The organism is Empedobacter sp. 225-1, assembly GCF_030328185.1.
Lineage (GTDB): Bacteria > Bacteroidota > Bacteroidia > Flavobacteriales > Weeksellaceae > Empedobacter > Empedobacter stercoris.
This window is the reverse complement of sequence record NZ_JACALO010000039.1, coordinates 1-20,660: the sequence shown is the minus strand read 5'-3', so window position 1 is coordinate 20,660 and position 20,660 is coordinate 1. Positions and strand designations below refer to the sequence as shown.

17 protein-coding genes are annotated in these 20,660 nt (G+C 31.0%); 11 read left to right on the top strand and 6 right to left on the bottom strand.

All coding sequences use genetic code 11. The annotated features are described in order from the left end of the window. Positions 1–49: 49 nt before the first annotated feature. From HX088_RS11465 to HX088_RS11435, 7 genes are all read left to right on the top strand, one after another. Positions 50–4,645, top strand: a complete 4,596-nt coding sequence (locus HX088_RS11465) for a translocation/assembly module TamB domain-containing protein (protein WP_286484229.1) — start codon at positions 50–52, stop codon at positions 4,643–4,645. 212 nt (positions 4,646–4,857) lie between these two features. Continuing rightward, positions 4,858–5,328, top strand: coding sequence for an Lrp/AsnC family transcriptional regulator (locus HX088_RS11460; protein ID WP_171622321.1), 471 nt, complete (start codon positions 4,858–4,860; stop codon positions 5,326–5,328). A gap of 32 nt (positions 5,329–5,360) precedes the next feature. Then, entirely contained in the window at positions 5,361–6,062 is a 702-nt protein-coding gene (locus tag HX088_RS11455; RefSeq protein WP_171622322.1) for an NUDIX hydrolase, read from the top strand. A 9-nt stretch (positions 6,063–6,071) separates the two neighbouring features. Continuing rightward, positions 6,072–6,554 (top strand): MFS transporter, encoded by a 483-nt coding sequence (locus HX088_RS11450; RefSeq protein ID WP_171622323.1) that lies wholly within the window; start codon positions 6,072–6,074, stop codon positions 6,552–6,554. Between the two features lie 210 nt (positions 6,555–6,764). After that, entirely contained in the window at positions 6,765–8,180 is a 1,416-nt protein-coding gene (locus HX088_RS11445; protein WP_286484228.1) for an L-serine ammonia-lyase, read from the top strand. A gap of 265 nt (positions 8,181–8,445) precedes the next feature. Continuing rightward, the gene (locus tag HX088_RS11440; RefSeq protein WP_286484227.1) at positions 8,446–10,335 is read left to right on the top strand and encodes a DEAD/DEAH box helicase; all 1,890 of its coding nucleotides are present in this window, start codon (positions 8,446–8,448) and stop codon (positions 10,333–10,335) included. 117 nt (positions 10,336–10,452) lie between these two features. Beyond that, positions 10,453–12,150, top strand: coding sequence for an AMP-binding protein (locus tag HX088_RS11435; protein ID WP_171622326.1), 1,698 nt, complete (start codon positions 10,453–10,455; stop codon positions 12,148–12,150). 80 nt (positions 12,151–12,230) lie between these two features. On the opposite strand, the gene HX088_RS11430 is transcribed toward HX088_RS11435, so the two are convergent. The 3 genes from HX088_RS11430 to HX088_RS11420 all read right to left on the bottom strand — a co-directional run bounded on the left by HX088_RS11430 (position 12,231) and on the right by HX088_RS11420 (position 13,313). Continuing rightward, a complete protein-coding gene (locus HX088_RS11430; RefSeq protein ID WP_286484226.1) occupies positions 12,231–12,554 on the bottom strand; it encodes a hypothetical protein in 324 nt (107 codons plus the stop codon). After that, positions 12,544–12,891, bottom strand: a complete 348-nt coding sequence (locus HX088_RS11425; RefSeq protein ID WP_171622328.1) for a phage holin family protein — start codon at positions 12,889–12,891, stop codon at positions 12,544–12,546. Before HX088_RS11425 ends, HX088_RS11430 begins: the two co-directional genes overlap by 11 nt. A 62-nt stretch (positions 12,892–12,953) precedes the next feature. After that, on the bottom strand, positions 12,954–13,313 hold the full coding sequence (locus HX088_RS11420; RefSeq protein ID WP_171622329.1) for a YtxH domain-containing protein: 360 nt from the start codon (positions 13,311–13,313) through the stop codon (positions 12,954–12,956). Positions 13,314–13,413: 100 nt separating this feature from the next. On the opposite strand from HX088_RS11420, the gene HX088_RS11415 reads away from it, so the two are divergent. After that, a complete protein-coding gene (locus tag HX088_RS11415; protein ID WP_171622330.1) occupies positions 13,414–14,616 on the top strand; it encodes a pyridoxal phosphate-dependent aminotransferase in 1,203 nt (400 codons plus the stop codon). A 13-nt stretch (positions 14,617–14,629) separates the two neighbouring features. Beyond that, positions 14,630–15,649 carry a UDP-N-acetylmuramate dehydrogenase gene (murB, locus tag HX088_RS11410; RefSeq protein ID WP_286484225.1) on the top strand — a complete coding sequence of 340 codons (1,020 nt, stop codon included), beginning with the start codon at positions 14,630–14,632 and terminating at the stop codon, positions 15,647–15,649. 59 nt (positions 15,650–15,708) lie between these two features. Here the strand turns inward: murB and HX088_RS11405 are convergent, their stop codons facing one another. Further along, positions 15,709–16,914, bottom strand: a complete 1,206-nt coding sequence (locus tag HX088_RS11405) for a helix-turn-helix domain-containing protein (protein ID WP_286484224.1) — start codon at positions 16,912–16,914, stop codon at positions 15,709–15,711. 175 nt (positions 16,915–17,089) lie between these two features. On the opposite strand from HX088_RS11405, the gene HX088_RS11400 reads away from it, so the two are divergent. Further along, positions 17,090–17,617, top strand: coding sequence for a hypothetical protein (locus tag HX088_RS11400; protein WP_171622333.1), 528 nt, complete (start codon positions 17,090–17,092; stop codon positions 17,615–17,617). Positions 17,618–17,651: 34 nt separating this feature from the next. Then, complete coding sequence (locus HX088_RS11395) at positions 17,652–18,149, top strand: hypothetical protein (protein WP_225532425.1); 498 nt, start codon at positions 17,652–17,654, stop codon at positions 18,147–18,149. Between the two features lie 236 nt (positions 18,150–18,385). On the opposite strand, the gene HX088_RS11390 is transcribed toward HX088_RS11395, so the two are convergent. Together HX088_RS11390 and HX088_RS11385 are read right to left on the bottom strand one after the other, a co-directional pair. Next, on the bottom strand, positions 18,386–19,435 hold the full coding sequence (locus tag HX088_RS11390; RefSeq protein ID WP_171622334.1) for an acyltransferase family protein: 1,050 nt from the start codon (positions 19,433–19,435) through the stop codon (positions 18,386–18,388). Beyond that, a complete protein-coding gene (locus HX088_RS11385; protein WP_286484223.1) occupies positions 19,435–20,040 on the bottom strand; it encodes an IMPACT family protein in 606 nt (201 codons plus the stop codon). Before HX088_RS11385 ends, HX088_RS11390 begins: the two co-directional genes overlap by 1 nt. Positions 20,041–20,660: the final 620 nt, after the last annotated feature.

Genomic DNA, 20,660 nt, shown 5'->3' with positions numbered 1-20,660 from the left:
TAAAATTTATAACTTATTTTTACCCTGCAAATATCGTAAAATTATACCATTGAAAATAGTCAGACGAATAGGAAGATTTTTATTGTCGTTGATTATACTTGTTTTAACCTTGGTTTTGACAGTATCAATCGCCATACAAATTCCTGCGGTACAGACAAAATTAGCACATTTCGCTTTAGAAAAATTAAATAAATCGTTGAATACGCAAATGTATGTTGACTCGGTTGATATTGATTTTTTTGGGCGGATATATTTCCATGGTGTTAAGATTAAAGATGATCATAAGTATGATTTTATGAAGTCTAAAACGTTGGAAACAACAATTGATCTTTGGTCGCTTTTGCCAGGTATAAAAAAAGACCATATCGATTTAAGTCAAGTGAAATTGATTCAACCCGAAATAAATGTGATCACATACAAAGGCGATTCGGTTTCTAACTTTATAAAATTTGTCAATGGTTTTAGCTCGGATAAACCTAAAGACCCGAAAAAGATTTTTAAACTTGATGGCGATTTTATTTTAGAAGAGGGTAAAGTGTCAATTGTTAATCAAAATTCTGGCAATATTTGGTTGGATGCAAAACAACTGAATTTGACGGTGAAGAAATTTAGATTGGTCGATTCTGATATTACAGGAGATTTAGAGAATTTTTGTTTTGTTGCCACAAAGAATAAAGAGACATATAACGTTCAGAATTTTACCGGGAAAGTTCATTATTCTAACAAAGAAATTCGAATTGGTAATTTGAATCTGCGAACAGATACTTCTGTGTTAAACGGAAATCTATTGTTGAGCTACGATGAACCTTCGGATATGTCCGACTTTTCGAATAAGGTACGTTGGGATGTTTTCTTTGATAGAGGTTCAAAAATTAATTTTAAGGAGATACGCTATTTCACCGAGATATTCGACAAAAATTCATCTGTAGATTTGTACGGTAAGGTAGAAGGACCGTTGAATAATTTAACATTTTTGGATTTCGAATTGAAAGGTGAAGATAACTATGTCGGTGCATCCCGATTACAATTACAAGATGTTTTAAATGGATCTTTATTAAATTTCTCAACAAGAAATGCAAAGATTAACACATCATATCAATCGATAACTAAGTTGCTTCCGACTTCAATAGCGAAGAGTATTCCAGATTTATTAACACGTTTTGGAGCGATTAATTACCGCGGAGATATTTCATTAAATCCAAATGAAATTAATGCAAATGGATATACTGTTTCAGGATTAGGAGATGCGGACATTAATGCTCAAATTAGAAATTATAAAGATGTAAAATCGTTAATATACAAAGGAACGATTGATGCTAAAAACTTAAATCTTCATCAATTAACGAATGCAAAAGATTTGGGTTATGTAAGTGGACAATTTAGATTTGATGGAAAAGGAACAGATCTTAACAATATCAATTTAAATTTGGATGGTACACTTCGTTACATTGATTTAATCGGAAAAAGATATCAAAATATTACGGTTGATGGTTTGGTTAAAAATTATCAATTTAATGGATTGTTTGATATCAAAGACCCTAATCTGAATGCGCAATTGAACGGAAAAATTAATTTTAGTGGAAAACCTTATGATTTTGATTTTACATCAAATATCCGTCAAGTTAACTTAGATTTTATCGGTTTAACAAAGAATTTAGGAGCGGTTGTAAGAGGTGATGTAACGGGGAATTTTCAGTTAACAAATATTAATGATTTACGAGGGAATATCGACGTTAAAAATCTGTATTTCCGCTCAAAAAAAGATACGTTAGAATTGGCACATGTCATGTTAAATTCTGAAATAAGCGGCTCAAATAAAATCATGACATTAGATGTTCCAAATTATATGAAAGCTACTGTTGATGGACGATTTAATGTGACCGAAATTGCAGATGTAGTCAATAATTCATTGGTTAATTTAGTGCCGTCTTTTCGCATGAAAAAAGTTTCGCCAAATCAAGCTTTTTCGTTTGATGTCAATGTGCAAGAAAACTTACTTAATTATATAGACCCTTCTATTTCTATTGAGCCTGACACACATGTAAAAGGTTTTATAGACGGAACGAAGAATCAATTAGAAGCAACTTTGGAAACACCTGGAATAAAATATGCAGGAATTCAATTGTTTCAATCGAATGTAAATTTGAATACAATAGCCGAATTGCCTACGCTAAACGCTAAAATTGATAGCATGAAAGTGAGTGGTGTTACGCTGAATGAAATCAATGTAAGCTCGATTCCGAAAAATGATACAATGATTGTGAAAACAGATTTTAATATTGGACGAAAAAATCCAGTAGTATTTAATTTAAATCTTTTTCATACAGTACAAAATAAGAATGATTTGATTTTTGGGTTTTCACCTTCGACTGTTCAAATCGATTCGACTCAATGGACGATTAATCATTTAAATGATGTAAATTCAAATCGTGTTATTTTTAATCGGATCAATAATTCGTTGAAAGTTGAAGATTTATCGTTAGAATCAGAAGAACAAAGTCTGAATGTTAGTGGTTTGTTTAACAATAATATTGATTATAATTTCAATGCAGATTTTAAAGATTTATACCTCGAAAAAATTATTCCTAAAACAGTTTTAAACAACCTTAAAATTGTCGGAATTGCAAATGGAAATGTCAATATAGTACGAACAAAGGAAAAGTTAGAACCAACGCTCGAAGCTAAGATTGATAACTTAGGATTAAATGATTTTGAACTTGGAAATTTGACTTTACAAGGAGGTTATAATGTAGAGGATAAACAATTTAATTTTGAAACAAGTTTACAAAAAGAGCAAATTCAATCATTGGTTGCTTATGGTAACATTATCAATAAACCTACAGGTCCAGAGTTGGATGTAGATGCCAATTTTGATGAATTTCACATTGATTTCTTAGAAGGATTTTTGAAATCAGTTTTCTCTAATATGCGTGGTACTTTATCAGGAGATTTAAAAATGACAGGACCAGTTGATTTACCAAATCTAAATGGAAATATGGTCGCGAAAGATCTTGGGCTGAAAGTTAATTTCTTGGGAACGGATTATTTATTTGAAGGAGAAAACGAATTATTTGTTACCAAACAAGGTAAAGGACAAGGGATTATTATGTTAAATGATATTGCATTTAAGGACACTTCTTTTAATACTAAAGGAAAAGTGGACGGAGCAATTCTGTTTAGAAATTTGAGTAAATGGGGTCTCAACTTAGATTTTGATACAGACAATTTATTGGTGATGAATACAACGATAAAGGACAATGAATTATTTTATGGTAAAGTATTTGCCAAAGGAAATGTAACGATGTTTGGTGCTGTAGAAGAACTGGAGATTGCGGGAGACGCAACAGTAGTTGGAAACTCAGAATTAACGATAAACACTGGTAGTACAACAATTGAATCTGAAAATAATTTGGTTCGTTTTGTTCCTAATCAGCATTTAGACGAGATAGCAAAAAACAATGAGCCACATGCACCAAAAGGAATGTCGATAGATGTTAACATCAATGCTTATCCAAATGCTATGGTGAATTTAATTTTTGATGCTGCGACAAATGATAAAGCAACAGCTCGCGGTACTGCAGAAAATCTACGTTTCTTGATGAACAAAGCAGGGCTTAATATTACAGGGGTTTACAATATAGAAAGTGGAACATATGAGTTTAGACAATTTCCTCTGATTCCAAAAGATTTTAAAATAAAGAAAGGTTCATCTGTTCAATTTGCGGGCAATCCACTGGATGCAACATTAAATATTACAGCAGAATATCAACGTTCAGTATCTAATGTAGGCGATTATTTAGGTGTTGGATATTCTCAAATTTACGATGCAATTCTTTCCATTGATATTTCCGAAACGCTTAAAAAACCAATCATTGATTTTGGTTTATCAATTCCGAATGCTGGATCAGATATTAATTCACAGTTACAATCAAAATTCCGTTCCAACACAGAAGAACAGATGCTCCAATTTAGTTATATCTTATTGACAGGTAAATTTGGAGACGCTTCTGCTGTGCAATCAGGAGTTACAAGTACAGCTGCTGATATTGGTTTATCGACAATTGCAGGTATGTTGTCATCTATTGCAAATAATGTAGATATTCAAATGGAATATGTTGGTGGTAGTGCACAGTCTGATACAAATGATAAAATTAGAACATCTATTTCTTATCGTATCAATAATCGTTTAAGTTTAAGAGGATCTTATGGAATTGCCGTAACAAATAACCGCAATGTGCAAGAGAATTTTGATGGTAATTTTGATATTTCTTATGATATTTCAAAACTAAACAATGGTTCATTGGTTTTAAAAGCATTTACAAAACCAACTACTTTTGGACTATTGCCTGGTATGGAAAATAGCTTGAATCAAAGTTTTGGTGTCGGAATTCAATACAATAAAAGTTTTGATACCTTCAGAGGATTTTTAGGAATAGATGAAAGAAAGAAAGAATCTAACAATAAAAATACTGAATATAAACAAGAAAAATTTGATTCGATTGTACTTCCAAAACAATTTAAAAAAGAAGAAAATAAAATAGATTCTGCATATCAAGCTCGTAAAGATACAGTCAACGTTACTTATCAAAAATCTTCTCAGCCAAAGACACAACAAAAACGTCGCGGTTTAGTCAGAATTAAATAAAAAAAAATGAGTTTATTGTGGTTAGACAATAAACTCGCGCAAACAAACAAAAGTGATTAGTTCTTTCTTTTTTGAACTATTATTACAACAAAAATAAAATATTAAATAAATCATTAAAAAATATTTTGATGTTTGTTTGTTTTATTTATAATTTTGCTAAAAATTAATTCGATTTTTTATTAAAATAATAATAATAATCAAAAATTAGGAAAATGAATTACATAATTGATGATGTTGATAAGAAAATTTTGATGTATTTAATTGACAATACAAGAATGCCATTTACAGAAATAGCAAAAAAAATGAATGTTTCTGCTGGTACTATTCATGTACGTGTCAAGAAATTAGAGGAGGCGGGAATCATCAAAGGAACTACACTAATTACAGATTATGATAAAATGGGTTATCAGTTTGTTGCATATGTAGGTTTATTGCTTACGAAAACAAACAAAACTCAAAAAGTAATCGATGAATTATACAAAATTCCAAACGTAACAGTTGTTCACGTAGTTTCTGGGAAATATAATATTTTCTGTAAAATTCGTGCAAGAGATACAGCAGATGCAAAAGATGTTATCTACAAAATTGATCAAATTGATGACGTTTTGAGAACAGAATCTATGATTTCGTTAGAAGAATCTTTTAATGATAAAAATAGATTAATGCATTCAATCTTTCACTAAGAAAAATTCAATTTTTTAAATCATCCCACAAAATGACAGACGAAGAAAAAGAAAAATATTTTCAGGTCGCTCTCTGTTCAAGTCTCGTGCTTTTCGGGTTTGATGGAGAAGATCTAAAAATATTAATATATAAAAAACTTAACGATCCTTTCAAAGGAGCATTGGTTTTACCAGGAAAATATATTGCACCAACGGTAAGTAACGATCAGGCAATTCACGAATTATTAATCGAGAAAATTGCTTACGATGAGCATCAAACCTATATCGAACAACTGAAAGCTTTTACAAAAGTTTTTCGTAATCCATTAGGACGTGTTGTAAATGTTGCTTATTACGCACTTGTAAAACTAACACCTCAAATAGAGGAGAAAGTAAAAATGCAAGGAGGTGAGTGGTATCTATATGACCGCATACCAGATTTAGCTTTCGATCATAATGAGATTGTAAAATACGCAAAAGAACGTGTAAAACGCCGCGTAAAACGTCGCCCAGTTGGTTTTAACCTTTTAGGAGATGAATTTACAATTGCACAATTACAAAGTTTATATGAAAAAGCTTTGAATAGAGAACTTGATAAACGTAACTTTAGAAAGAAAATCTTTAACTCAAATTTAATTATCGAAACAGGCAATACAACCGACCCGAAACTTCATCGTAAAGTGTCGAAATTATACCGTTTTGACGAAGAAAAATACGAAAAATTGAGCTTGAAAGGATATGATTTCTTATTTTAAAACAAAGCTATGACAGATAAAAAAAATGAAACCAATAAAGAAAGAGAAGATCTTTTTGATGCTAATGTTTTAATGTCTGATAATACAAAATCAAATGACTTAAAACACAAAGGAGAGAAAAAATCATTCTTATTCAAATCAATGATCTTTATAATGGTTTTTCTTTTATTAAGTATTCTATATCGAGGTTACCAATTGTTAGTGACAAATGATTATTTAATGCGCGATTTACTGAATCAAGATGCACCAGAAATGCCAAGTTGGTATCCAATTTCAACTATTATTTTTGGTTTAATTGGTCTTGCAGGTATTTTCTTGGTAAATAAATACAAACGAATAGGTGTATATATGGTCGCAGGTTCATTATTTATATCTGCAGCAATACAACCAGAATTTATGGCAGATGGAACACTATTTACAATGTTCGCTTTATTTGTGTTTATAGGTTATGGTTTAGCAATTATTTATCCTTATTGGTATAAATTCAAATAATAAAAATTTGATAAAATGGAAAAAATAGGTTACAAAAAATTGTAACCTATTTTTTTTGATTGAAAATTAGTTGAGGTAATATCATTAATATGAATATTTTAAGCTTTATAATTGAGTAAGTTCATAAAAAATATACTGAAAAAAAATGAATATGTTAATTTAACGGCTATATTTGTCCTGTGTGGAAAAAATATAAATTAAAAGTATAAAATGGATTGTATTTCAGTATTTGATATGCTCAAAATTGGCGTAGGTCCTTCAAGTTCTCATACTTTAGGTCCTTGGCGAGCAGCAGAAGCTTTTCTGAAAGAGTTAGATGCAGCTTCAATTTTCAATAAAATTACGCGTATTCGTGTAGATTTGTACGGTTCTTTATCCTTAACAGGAAAAGGACATGCAACAGATTTTGCGGTTATGTTAGGATTGAGTGGCGCAGATCCTGAATACATTCCTGTTGATGATATTTCAACAATAATCAATACAATTAATAGTAAAAAACAATTAAATTTTGGAAGCCGATTTTTAATTGATTTTGATCCCAAAACAGATATTGTTTTTAATAGAGAGTTTTTAGATTTTCATGCAAATGGAATGATGTTTACTGCCTTTTATGAGAATGAAGAACTTACCTCTACATTCTATTCGATAGGAGGTGGATTTATAACAAAAGAAAACGAAGAATCAATTAATGCAGATGTAGCATGTGCATTTCCATTTTTATTTAATACATCAACAGAGCTTTTAGCATTTTGTGATAAAGAAAATAAAACAATTTCACAAATCATGTTCGAAAATGAGAAAACACTTCGAACAGAAGATGAAATTCATCACGAATTAATGCGTGTTTGGAATACAATGTTAGAATGTATGTACATAGGATGTCACACAGAAGGTACATTGCCAGGCGGATTGAATGTAAAACGTCGTGCGTATGACATGCACAATAATCTGATTGGAACAACTCCTTATTCTAATTCACAAGAATGGATTACATCTATTCGGAAAACCAAAGTATATTTTCGTCAAATTCTGAAATGGGTAAGTTGTTTCGCACTTGCAGTGAATGAGGTTAATGCCTCGTTAGGTAGAGTGGTAACAGCACCAACAAATGGAAGTGCAGGAGTAATTCCTGCTGTATTGATGTATTATTTGGTAATCGAAAACCACAAAGCGGGACAAAAAGAAATTGAACAATTTTTAACAACAGCAGGTGTTATTGGATCTATTTTTAAGAAGGGTGCTACCATTTCTGCCGCGATGGGAGGCTGTCAAGCTGAAATTGGAGTGTCATCTGCAATGGCAGCAGGTGCTTTGTGCGAATTAATGGGAGGAAGTCCTGCACAAGTGACTATTGCAGCTGAAATTGCGATGGAACATCACTTGGGGTTAACTTGCGATCCAATAGGAGGGTTGGTACAAATACCTTGTATTGAACGCAATACAATGGGAGCAATTAAAGCGATAAATGCTGCTGAATTGGCATTGGATACAGATCCTTTAAATGCAAAAGTACCTTTAGACAAGGTTGTAAATACAATGTGGGAAACTGCAAAAGATATGAATAATAAATACAAAGAAACTTCTGAAGGAGGCTTAGCAGTTGCTGTGAATATTGCAGATTGTTAATAAAGTATTTATATTCAATCAAATAAAAAATAGTGTGTAATTTGTAAGGATTGTGAAAGTGTGTTGTGTGTTTCAAAAAAAATCCTTACATTTGCACAGCCTTTTAGAATTAAGGTACGGATGTTAAAGAATATTCATTTAGGGATTTTTTAGGCTGCTCAGCCATTTAATTTTATTCTTTCATATCTGTTGGTTATAATAATTTAAAAATAAAAACCGGATATGAAATATAAATGAATTTCAATATCACGGTATCGTATCTAACATGATTACATTCAAAGAATTAGGACTTCAAGAAGAACTCCTAACTGCAATTGAGAAAATGGGCTTCGTTAACCCTTCTCCAATTCAAGAAAAAGCTATTCCTCAAATCCTTTCATCAGACCAAGATGTTATTGCATTGGCGCAAACAGGTACAGGAAAAACTGCAGCATTCGGGCTTCCGATTTTAAATCAATTAGACAATAGTTCAAAATCAGTTCAGGCAATTATTTTATGTCCAACTCGTGAGTTATGTTTACAAATCGCAAAAGAAATCGAAACTTTTGCAGCTGATACACGAGGAGTACGTGTACAAGCAGTTTACGGTGGAGCTGATATCGTTAAACAAATTAGGGGATTAAAAGATAATCCACAAATCGTTGTAGGAACACCAGGTCGTACAATGGATTTAATTAAACGTGGTGCATTAAAAATTAATGACATTACGTGGACAGTTTTAGATGAAGCTGATGAGATGTTGAACATGGGATTCCGTGACGAAATCGATTCAATTTTAGAAACTACTCCAGAAGAAAAACAAACTTTATTATTCTCAGCTACAATGCCTTCAGAGGTTCGTCGTATCGCTTCAGAATATATGCACAATCCAGTTGAGATTGCTGTTAGTAAAGTAAATACTGCCTCAAAAAATATCGAGCACCACGTTTATTTAGTACGTTCATCAGATCGTTACTTAGCTTTAAAACGTTTGGCCGATTATTACCCAAATATTTATGGTATCGTTTTCTGTAGAACACGTCGCGAAGCGAAAGATGTAGCAGATAAATTGATGCAAGATGGTTATAATGCAGATGCATTACACGGAGATTTATCACAATCACAACGTGATCACGTGATGGAAAAATTCCGTAACCAAAACATTCAAATTCTTGTAGCAACAGACGTTGCAGCTCGTGGAATTGATGTTAATGAGTTGACACATGTTATCAACTTCAACTTACCAGATGATCCAGAAGTTTATGTTCACCGTTCAGGTCGTACAGGTCGTGCAGGAAACAAAGGGATATCTATTATTATTTCAGGTGGACGTGAAGCACGTAAAATTAGAGATTTAGAAAAATTAATTGCTTCTAAAATCGAGCCTAAAAACGTTCCAACTGGTGCAGAAATTTGTGAAAAACGTTTAATTTCTTTAATTGACAAAATCGAAAATATCGAAGTTGATGAAGAGTTAATCGAGCCTTACATGGAAACTGTAAACGAAAAATTAGCTGATATTGATCGTGATACTTTATTGAAACGTTTTTTAACAGTAGAATTTAATTCGTTCTTAGAATATTACAAAAATACGAAAGACATCACTCCAGAAGGTGATCGTGGTGATAGAAGTGATCGTTCTTCTAATCGTCGTGGAGGTCGTGATTTCTCAAGATTCTTCATTAACATTGGACAAAAACACAACTTACGTGTTCCAAACTTAATTGGATTAATCAACGAACAAACACGTAACCGTAACATCGAAATCGGAAAAATTGAAATTTTACGTAATTTCTCTTTCTTCGAAGTAGATACACAATTCGAATCATTAGTTTTAGAATCTTTCAAAGATGCACAACGTGATGGAGTTGATTTAGATGTTCAAATCTCTAAACCAGAACCAAGACGTGGTGACGGTGAGCGTCGTGGAGGCGGAGATCGTCGTCGTAATGGCGGAGGAGATTCTCGTGGACGTGGTTTTAACAGTCGTCGTGACTCTGATCGTGAAAGAAGCGGTGGAGACCGTGGTGGTTTCCGTGGAGGAGATCGCGATAGAGGAGGTTACCGAGGAGGAGACCGTGATCGTGATAGCCGTGACAGTAAAGGAGGAGATCGTGGTGGTTACCGCGGTGGAGACCGTAACAGAACGGGAAGTTCAAGAAGAGGTAGAGATTAATATTTCTCAAAAAATAACAACTAAAAAGGATGATTTTTTTTAAATCATCCTTTTTTTGTGCTTAAAATTTGTATTTGAATTGATAATTTTTCTATATTTATTCAAAACCACAAATAAATGACAGTACAAGAATTGTTTAATTCTATTCGAGCTTCTATCGAACAAGAGAATTATGCGCAGTTAAAAGAAATTAAAATTTTTAAACCAGAAAAATTTAATTGGGTTCGAGACATTTTCGAAACGTATAATGTTACTCAATTAGGTGAGCAAAAAGGATTGATTTGGAAGTACAATAATCAACGAGAAGATTATACGTTTCAAGATTTATCTATTAAGTACAATCAATTTTTAAATTATTTACGTAACAAAGGTATTGTAGAAGGGGACAAAATGTTTTCTCAAGTTCCTTTATTACCAATTACTTGGATTGGCTATCTGGCATCAATCAAAGGTGGATTGGTTATTATTCCAGCGGCTACAACGTTAGAAGCACGTGATTTAACTTTCCGTTTTGAATCATCATTTCCAGAAGTGGCATTGGCTGATCAAGCGAATGCTAATAAAATAGATGAAGCAGAAGCAAAATTTGAGCAGAAAATCAAAGTTAAATTAATTACGGAGGGAGAAAGAGAAGGATGGATAAATATCAACGATTTATGGAATGAATCACCTGAAGCCGAAGCTGCCGATACTAAAGCAGACGATGATTTGTTTTATTTCTTTACTTCTGGTACAACTGGAATGCCAAAAGTGGTGGTGCACACACATTACACTTATCCGCTTGGAGGCTTTACAACCTCTTCTTGGGTTGGAATGAAACAAGGTGATTTACATTACAATATATCACAACCTGGATGGGCTAAATTCTTTTGGAGTAGTTTCTTTGCTCCTTGGAATATGGGGGCTACAATTTTAGGATATCATGCAGATAAATTTGTTCCAAAGGAACAATTACAAACAATTCAGGATTTAGGTGTGACAACATTTTGCGCACCACCAACTGCTTTGCGTGTATTAATTTTAGAAGATTTAAAAAATTATCATTTCAAACTTCGTCAATGTGTTGCGGCAGGCGAACCGCTTAATCCAGAGATTATAGATGTTTGGAAAGAAGGCACAGGCATAACAATTCGAGATGGATATGGACAATCGGAATCTACAGCTATGATTGCCAACTTACCTAACGAAAATATAAAATATGGTTCGATGGGTAAACCTGCTTTTTTATATGAAATTGTAATTGCAGATGACAATGGAAATATAGTACAAGATTGTGAAGAAGGAAATATCTGTGTTGTGTACAACGAAGAAAGCATTAATGGAATTTTTAAAACATATCTTATTCAGAAAGATAAGATGTCAAAAGTTTTTAAGCATGGATTATATTATACAGGAGATAAAGCGTACAAAGACGAAGATGGCTATGTATGGTTTGTTGGGCGTGATGACGATGTGATAAAAGCATCAGATTTTAGAGTTGGACCATTTGAAGTAGAAAGTGCTTTATTAGAACATGATGCGATTATGGAAGCTGCTGTTGTAGCAAGTCCACACGAATTGCGAAGTAATGCAGTGAAAGCGTTTGTTATTTTAGCCCCAGGGTATGAAGCTTCGGAAGAATTAGCGAAAGATATTTTCAGGTATACGGAAGAACATTTAGCACGTTACAAAATTCCTCGAATTGTCCAATTTGTTGAATCATTACCCAAAACAATTTCAGGTAAAATACGTCGCGTAGAATTACGAAACCAAGAAGCGAAGGATAAACAAGATAAAATTAAAATTCTAAACGAGTATTTCCATGAGAAATATTAATAGAATTAATAGAGCTTAAATTTATCGCATAAAAAAATAGCCTTACAATTTGTAAGGCTATTTATATTTAAAATATTTTATTAGAGTTTTTCGTCTAAATATTCCTGAATTTTAGTTGTAATTATAGGTACAGCTATCATAATTAATCCCGAAATGACAATTTTTGTAATCCCTTTCATTGGGTATTTATTTGATGCTTTATCTCCAACCCAATTTAATGCGTTTTCAACTTTAGAAGACGTAAAATGACTATCAGTTTTTATATTCGATATAAGACCCACAACCTTATTCACAATAGAATTATCGTGCTTGTTTTCAGAAGCCTTAATTTCAATACGAAGCTTTCTTTTGGCAAGTCGTAAATCTTCTAAATTTTTAATTACTGGTTTTTCTTTATTTGTCATCTTCGTCGTCGTCATCTTGGTTAGACATAGCTTCCATAGCATTCTCAATCGCAATGTTTGTTAAGAATAATTTTAATTTCTTTCTAAACAAAAGGCATAGTACCATTACTACAAAATAAATTCCAGTAACAGTTAAGAAACCTAATCCTGTATCATCAAAATAACTGCCTAAAATAAATCCTAATGCTAAACTACCTAACAACAATAAGAACAGTGCAAAAACGGCAATAATCAGTACGTAAATCCCGCTTGCTAACATGTTACTGACAGAATCTATCAAGTCATATTTAGTTAACGTGATTCTATTATTGATATAGGTTTTTAGATCATTAAACATAAAAATTGTTTTAGTTTAGACAAATTTAATTATAATTTTCAAGGATTATTGACTAAACTGAATTAAACTCCTACGTTTTCTTGAAATTCGTCTTTTAAATCTTCTTTAGCTTGATTTGTTTTAGTTTTCAAATCTTTTCCAGCTTCTTTGGCTTTCGCAACAAATTCGTCTTTTTGATCTGCTAATTTAGATTTGATTTCTTCTAATTTAGCTTCTAATTCTTTTTTTGTTTGCTTTGCTTTATCAGAAAAATCATTTGCGTATTTATCTAACTCTTTTTTGTATTTGTCAGCTTCTTTTTTTAATTTTTTGCGCGTGTCTTTCCCTGATTCTGGCGCGTACAATAAACCTACTACTGCTCCGATTGCTGTTCCAATTGCTAAACCTGCTAATAATTTAGTTGCATTATTTAATTTACTCATAATAAAGTTTTTTTTGAGATTAAACGTTTTTTATATTTACACATTAAAATTACAAAAACAATACCAAAGAATTAAATTTAAATTTAAAAAATTACAATAAATGTTAATATTATCTGAAAAATCACAAAATATGCCAGCTTCTCCTATTAGAAAGTTGGTTCCATACGCAGATGCAGCTAAAAAGAGAGGTACAAAAGTATATCATCTGAACATTGGTCAACCTGATATAGAATCGCCAAAAGCTGTTTTAGAAGGATTGAAAAAATTTCCATCTAACATTATTTCTTACACGCATTCAGAAGGAACGTTAGAATATCGTCAAGCGTTGGCAGACTATTTCACTAATCGTGGAATTGAATTAACTCCAGAGAATTTTATTGCTACGTTAGGAGGTTCAGAAGCTTTATTGTTTATTTTTGGGATTATCGCAAATCCGGGTGATGAAATCATTATTCCAGAACCTTTTTACGCAAATTACAATGGATTTACGTGTGAAAATGATGTAAATATTGTTCCTGTACCTTCAACAATTGAGAATAATTTTGCTTTACCTTCTGTCGAAGAGTTTGCAAAAAAGATTACAGATAAAACGCGTGCAATTTTAATTTGTAATCCTGGAAATCCAACTGGTTATGTTTATTCGAAAGAAGAATTAAATCAATTGAAAGATTTAGTTTTAGAACATGATATTTATTTAATTGCAGATGAAGTGTATGCTGAATATTTATATACAGAAGAAGAATTTACATCTATTTTAAGTTTTCCAGAATTAAAAGATAATGCAATTGTAATTGATTCTGAATCGAAACGTTTTTCTTTATGTGGTGCTCGTTCTGGAGCGTTAATTACACGAAACGAAAAGTTCTTAAAAGCAGCTATGTTGTATGCACAAGCGCGTTTGAGTCCAGTTGAGATTTCTCAATACATTGCAACATTAGCGCATAAAAATGTAGGATCTTATTTCGAAGATTGTCGTACAGAATATTTAAAACGTCGCAATACATTAATAGAAGGTTTAAAACAGATTCCAGGGGTGGTTTGTCCAAATCCAAAAGGTGCTTTCTATTGTATGATTCAATTACCAGTTGATAATGCGGAAAAATTTGCAATTTGGTTGTTAGAGTCATTTTCGTCAAATGGGGAAACTGTCATGTTGGCACCAGGAGCGGGATTTTACTCAACTCCAAATTCAGGAATACAAGAAGTTCGTTTGGCATATGTGCTAAAAGAAGAAGATTTAGTACGTTCTGTAGAATTACTAAAAGAAGCTTTAGAACAATATCCAGGAACAATTAGATCATAAGAAATATACGAAGATGGAAATCATCGAAAATTATTCATTAAAATTATATAACACATTCGGAATAGAAGCAAAAGCAAAATATTTTGCAGATGTCGCAACTATTCAAGATTTACGAAAAGTATTGGTTTTTCGTCGTCAAAAAAATCTTCCCATTTTATTTATTGGAGGAGGAAGTAATATGCTTTTTGTAGACGATTTTCCAGGAATTGTGTTAAAATTAAATTTGAAAGGAATCGAAATTATCAATGAAGAGGATGATTTTGTGTACATAAAAGCGAAAGGAAGCGAAAATTGGCACAATTTTGTTCAATGGACGTTGGAAAATGATTTCGGAGGATTAGAAAATCTTTCTTTAATTCCAGGAAATGTTGGAACAGCACCGATGCAAAACATTGGAGCCTATGGCGTTGAAGTGAAAGATTATATTGAAGAAGTTCAAACATTAGAATTAGAAACAGGCGACGAGCGTACTTTTACAAATGAAGAGTGTCAGTTTGGTTACCGTGAATCTATTTTTAAGAATGAATTAAGAGGTCAATATGTTTTGGTAGCAGTTACATTTAAGTTATCAAAGAGAAATCATCAATTGCATATCGATTATGGGGCAATAAAATCTGAATTGGAAAAGGAGCAAATTTTTGAGCCTTCAATTCAAGAAATTAGTGCAGCCGTGATCAAAATACGTCAAAGTAAATTACCAGATCCTTCGCAAATAGGAAACTCGGGAAGTTTCTTTAAAAATCCTGTTATTACGAACGAAGAATTTGTGGAGATTGAAAAACGTCATCCCGAAATTTCTCATTATAAAACTGATTCGGGTGTAAAATTAGCTGCAGGTTGGTTAATTGAACATGCTGGTTGGAAAGGAAAGCGTTTTGGTGATGCTGGTGTTCACGATAAACAAGCATTGGTTTTGGTGAATTATGGTAATGCTACAGGACGTGAAATATATGATTTGTCTGAACAAATTATTGAAGATGTGAAGTCTAAGTACGGTGTCACATTAGTCAGAGAAGTTAATATTATTCAATAATTAAAATCCTATTTTTATTTATACAATGCCCATAAAGTATCTAACTTTTTGGGCATTTTTTATAAAGAATTTCGACTATCAATACCTAATGTTGTGTAAATTACTTTTAAATGGTACTTAACTGTATTTTCAGAAATATATAATTGAGTAGCAATCTCTTTGTTGGTTAATCCTTTTCTTACAAAATCAATGATTTCTAACTGTCTCTCAGACAGATTGTAGTCCGAAAAAGTGACTATTTTCTCGTTTTTTGATTTATTATCAATTAAATCAGAGAGTTCTTTGCGCATTCTTTCGTTCTCATTTTCAACTAATATTCTTTTTTCTTTATTAATTTTATTGTATTTGAAAAGAACTAAAAGTAAAATAGCTAAAATGGTAGAAATTATACCTAAAAAAAATTTGATATTTTTTTGATTTCGAACCTCTAAATTATTTCGTTTATTGATAATTTCTTTCTCTAAACTTTGTAATTTTCCACTTTGATTTATTGCGTCGTAATCGGTTGCAAGATCATTTACAATTAATCGCGTTTTGTAAGCTTTTTCCCAATCTTCATTTTGCGCATAATACCAAGTAAGAGATTCGTACATATTCAGAATATATAATTTTGTATTGAATTTTTTAGCATAGTACAGTCCGTTTTCAAAAGCTTTTATCGCTTTTTGATCTTCATTGGTTTCGGTGTAAAGATGCAATAGTTTTCGATATATATTTGGTAAATGTTTGGGTGATTCTTTTTTTAATACATCTACAGCTTCATTATATTCTTTTTCAGCTTGTTGATAATCCTTATTAAGGATATTGATTGTGCCTAAAACAGAAATATAAAAAGCATACGTTTCTGGATCTAAAAAATGAAGATTATTCTTTTCTACTTTTTTAAGCAATTCATTTACATTATCATATTTAAGGTAATCAAACTGAATGAAAATTCGCTCAATTAAAATTTTTGTTTCAACTTCTTTTTTATGGTTAGGATCCTTTAATCCATATTTTTCAGCAATATTTAGATTTTCTTCAGCTTCTGGATAATTCAATAAAGTTTTATAGGTAATATATTTTAATAAATACAAATTGTATAAATCATAATTACTAACTCTCTCAGAGTAGATAAGACTATCTAATTTGAAAATAGATTTATTATAAGCACCAATTTGGTTGAAATTACTAATCTCTTTCTTTAGAATTTCGGAATTAATTGTGTTTCCAAACCCTACTTGAGTATAAAAAGAAAAAAATAATAATAAGAGAAATTTTTTCAAGATTTAGATCATTTAGTTGATTATAAGCGTTTTACATAGACTACCCGTAGGTAGTTTAATATAAACTACCCATTAACTATGCTTGCAAAAGTAGGAATTTATTTTATGATTTTTAAAATTTGTGAAGATTTATAACAAATGTAAGTCGTAATAAATTAGATAATTAAATAGAAATATGAAAAATATTTTAACTCTTTTATTAGTCATGTTGTCTAATGTGATTTTTGCTCAAAATTTAGATTACAAAACGTTAAAACAATTTATCGGTAATCGAGTAACTGAATTAGAAGATTATTATCAAATAAAATCCAGTTCTATAGATGATAATTTTGGTAATCAAAAAGTACACTACAATTCTATCACAATAGATCCATATACTATAAGTATGGAGGTGGAAACTGAAGGTAAGAACATTAAACGAATTGTTGTTGTGAATTCTGAAAATAGAACTAATTTTTTTCAAAATATCGCACAAGAAATAGAACAAACAACTCCAACAAAGAAAAATTATAAAACAGTTTATATTTCTTTAGTTAAAAATTCTACAAAAAAGAAAATCTATCAAGAGTCTATAAGTCATTTGATTGATTTAATGAAAAAACCAACAACAAATCTAAAAGAGAATCATGGTCTTTTAGAATCAAGTACTTTAAATACTACTATATCTATCGATGACACTGCAAGTGTTTTAATTGTAAACTAAATAAATACATTATATACAAATTAAAAAATTAACTATGAAAAACATTTTTATTTTAGGATTAGGTTTTATGTCTTCTGTGGCTTTTGGACAAGTTGATAAAATTTATAAACATTCAGGAGAAATTATAGAAGGTCAAATAAAGCGTGTAGGAGAATTTACTGTAGAATTTACTTATGATGGAGAAGATGCAATACAATCATTAAGTAAATATTCTGTAAACAAGGTTTTCTACGGAAAAAGCACTCGTATCGAAGATGTTTCAGAAAAGATAGAAATTACCGATGACAAAGATTGGCCGAAAGTTATTATTTTAGAAGATAAATCTTTAGTTGCTGGATTAAAAAAAGGGGATGATTTGAAATCAAAAACAGGTTGGGTAAACTTTAGATCTGGAAATGGAAAAGATGAGCGTGCTGAGAAAGTTTTAAAACAACAAGCTGCGGAGGTGAGATGCCCATTTATTCTTTTATTATCTGATAAAATGGCAGGTAAATCGGCTAAAAAAACTGGAAGTTGCTATAAATATCAATAAAACGGATTAACAACTAACTAACTACTTAATGTATTTTTGACCAATAAGTCGTGAATTGATTTCACGACTTATTTATTGTAAAATGAAGAGAATAGTGCTGACAAAAAAACGAAAAAGAACAACAAAATTTGGTTCGAAAAAAATAAATTATTTGGATATTTTAATTGTAGTTGCAGTTAGTATTGTGACCATTTTAATTATCATAGACTTTTTAAATTAACAAAAAAACATCACTACTACCTTACTTTTTCTTTTATCCATTTTGCAACAGGTTTCTCGAAATATTCAAAAGTCAAAGCGCTTAAAATTAAGGCAACGGCGAAATAAATTCCAATCTTCAGAAAATCGTTTATTGCAGGTAGATATTGGTTTCCATATTTTATCACAATCATGTGAATCATATAAAAAGCAAAACTAATTTCACCCAAATAAACCAGTGTTTTATGTTGTAATAGTTTAGAAAAGAATCCGCGTTGTAAAGCAAAAATTAAAACAATTCCAACCATCGGAATCCAATAATAAATTCCATAACGAAACGCTCTTGCAACATTATTATGGAAGTAAAAAAAGATGGATAAAACGATAATTGCAGCCAATTCGATTAAAGTTCCTTTCGGTAAATTAATAGGTGATTTTTTTATTTTTTTATAGATCTGACAGGTAATAATTCCTAAAATAAAATCTAAACTACGAACCAAAGGATTGATGTAGAAAATAGCTTTTTCCATTTTCATATCTGTTCTAAAATAGGGTTCTGCAAAGATAATAATCGGAATTGCTAACAATAAAATGTATTTCAGTTTCGGGAATTTATACAGCCAAATGACATAAAATGGAAACATGAAATAAAAGAATAATTCAGTCGAAATACTCCACGAAACATTGTTGATAGAAAAGTAAAAATCTTTTATCGGAATGTACGATTGTAACAAAAATAGATTTGCTCCAGCAATATCCCAATGAAAAGTACCTTGCCAAACATTTAGTATAACAAAAGGTAACATGACGCAAAATGTAAGCACATGCAATGGATAAATTCGAGCAATTCGGGCAATGTAAAATTTCTTTTTATTGAAGTTAGGATTTTCGATGATTTTATTTTCGTAATTAAGTGCTAAAACGAAACCACTTAGGATAAAGAAAAAACCAACCCCTAAATACCCTTCGAAAAAGACATTATTTTTTAGAAAGTTATACCACGCTAAATCTGTTTTAACAAACGTTAAATGACTCAAAAAAACAGCAAAAGCAAAGAAAAAACGTAAAGAAGTTAAACTGTTTAACATTAGTCAATAATTTTGATTTCCATTTGATAATATTCTTTAAACATCTGAATAAATTCGTCTATTTTACTTTCTCTCACCGAAATGGTAAACATGCATTTATCCGAAAAATGTTTGTCTTTTATTTCGCCCGAAATTCGCTCTACATTGCGTTCAACAATTCCTTGTTGATCATAATTAAAAACCATTTTAATACGTTTCGAAACAAATTTTTCAACAATAGTGGCTTCTTCCAATACAACTTGAGCAGCATATTTATACGCTTTTACTAAGCCTGGAATTCCTAATTTTGTGCCACCAAAATAACGTACAGAAACAATTAATATATTGGTAATTTCACTTGATAAAATTTGATTGTAAATTGGTAAACCAGCAGATCCACTTGGTTCTCCATCATCATTTGCGCGATGATTTTTTTTGTCTATGCCCAAAATATAAGCGTAACAATGATGGTTTGCATCAGGATGAATTTCACGTAATTGATCTAAATATATTTTGATCTCATCTTCATTTTCAACTGGATACGCAAAGTTGATGAATTTGCTACCCAATTCCTTGAAAATTTCATCCTCTACAGGTTTTTCGATTGTACGATAATTGTCTGTCATGTTCTATTGAAAAGTAGCACAAAGATAGTTTAAATCGTACTTTAAAGAAAAAAAGGTTTTGTATTTATGAATGATGAAAAACGTTCTTTAAATGAAAACATATTTATTTTTAATCATATTAATATTTTCGAATATAGTTTTCTCTCAAAATATTTCAAAAAAGGAGTTCAAAAAAAACATTAATAATTCTATGAATGATTCATATAACGATGAAATTATAACAGATAATAGAGATAGTATATTTTACAAAAGTGAAAAGTGAAAATTTAAAGATTTATAATAATTCTTTAGCAAAAGCTAAATTTCAATTTTGTCATACAATAGCATTTAGGTTTTTAAAAAAGAAAAGAGTAAGTTTAATTGATTGTCAAACTTGTAATGAACCAACATTTGCTATGTAACAAAAGAACAAAATATATTCAATTATAAACTTGATGTTGCTGATGGAAAATTAATATTGAAGCTAAAAAATAAATTTTCTGAAATGAATTTTCAAATTGCGTTAAAAAATAAAATTGAATTTGAGAATAATAAATTTGATGAAATCTAAGTTCAACAAATAAGTGCAACTCAAATTAAATCATTGGGGGCTAGCCCCCAATGATTAGCCAAGTGCTAAA

Excerpts from the sequence above, each read along its gene's own strand:
- HX088_RS11415 (WP_171622330.1), top strand. The coding sequence starts at position 13,414 with ATGTTAATATTATCTGAAAAATCACAAAATATGCCAGCTTCTCCTATT.
- HX088_RS11455 (WP_171622322.1), top strand. The coding sequence starts at position 5,361 with ATGACAGACGAAGAAAAAGAAAAATATTTTCAGGTCGCTCTCTGTTCA.
- murB (WP_286484225.1), top strand. The coding sequence starts at position 14,630 with ATGGAAATCATCGAAAATTATTCATTAAAATTATATAACACATTCGGA.
- HX088_RS11395 (WP_225532425.1), top strand. The coding sequence starts at position 17,652 with ATGAAAAACATTTTTATTTTAGGATTAGGTTTTATGTCTTCTGTGGCT.
- HX088_RS11430 (WP_286484226.1), bottom strand. The coding sequence starts at position 12,554 with ATGACAAATAAAGAAAAACCAGTAATTAAAAATTTAGAAGATTTACGA.
- HX088_RS11445 (WP_286484228.1), top strand. The coding sequence starts at position 6,765 with ATGGATTGTATTTCAGTATTTGATATGCTCAAAATTGGCGTAGGTCCT.
- HX088_RS11400 (WP_171622333.1), top strand. The coding sequence starts at position 17,090 with ATGAAAAATATTTTAACTCTTTTATTAGTCATGTTGTCTAATGTGATT.
- HX088_RS11460 (WP_171622321.1), top strand. The coding sequence starts at position 4,858 with ATGAATTACATAATTGATGATGTTGATAAGAAAATTTTGATGTATTTA.
- HX088_RS11385 (WP_286484223.1), bottom strand. The coding sequence starts at position 20,040 with ATGACAGACAATTATCGTACAATCGAAAAACCTGTAGAGGATGAAATT.
- HX088_RS11440 (WP_286484227.1), top strand. The coding sequence starts at position 8,446 with ATGATTACATTCAAAGAATTAGGACTTCAAGAAGAACTCCTAACTGCA.
- HX088_RS11390 (WP_171622334.1), bottom strand. The coding sequence starts at position 19,435 with ATGTTAAACAGTTTAACTTCTTTACGTTTTTTCTTTGCTTTTGCTGTT.
- HX088_RS11425 (WP_171622328.1), bottom strand. The coding sequence starts at position 12,891 with ATGTTTAATGATCTAAAAACCTATATCAATAATAGAATCACGTTAACT.
- HX088_RS11435 (WP_171622326.1), top strand. The coding sequence starts at position 10,453 with ATGACAGTACAAGAATTGTTTAATTCTATTCGAGCTTCTATCGAACAA.
- HX088_RS11450 (WP_171622323.1), top strand. The coding sequence starts at position 6,072 with ATGACAGATAAAAAAAATGAAACCAATAAAGAAAGAGAAGATCTTTTT.
- HX088_RS11420 (WP_171622329.1), bottom strand. The coding sequence starts at position 13,313 with ATGAGTAAATTAAATAATGCAACTAAATTATTAGCAGGTTTAGCAATT.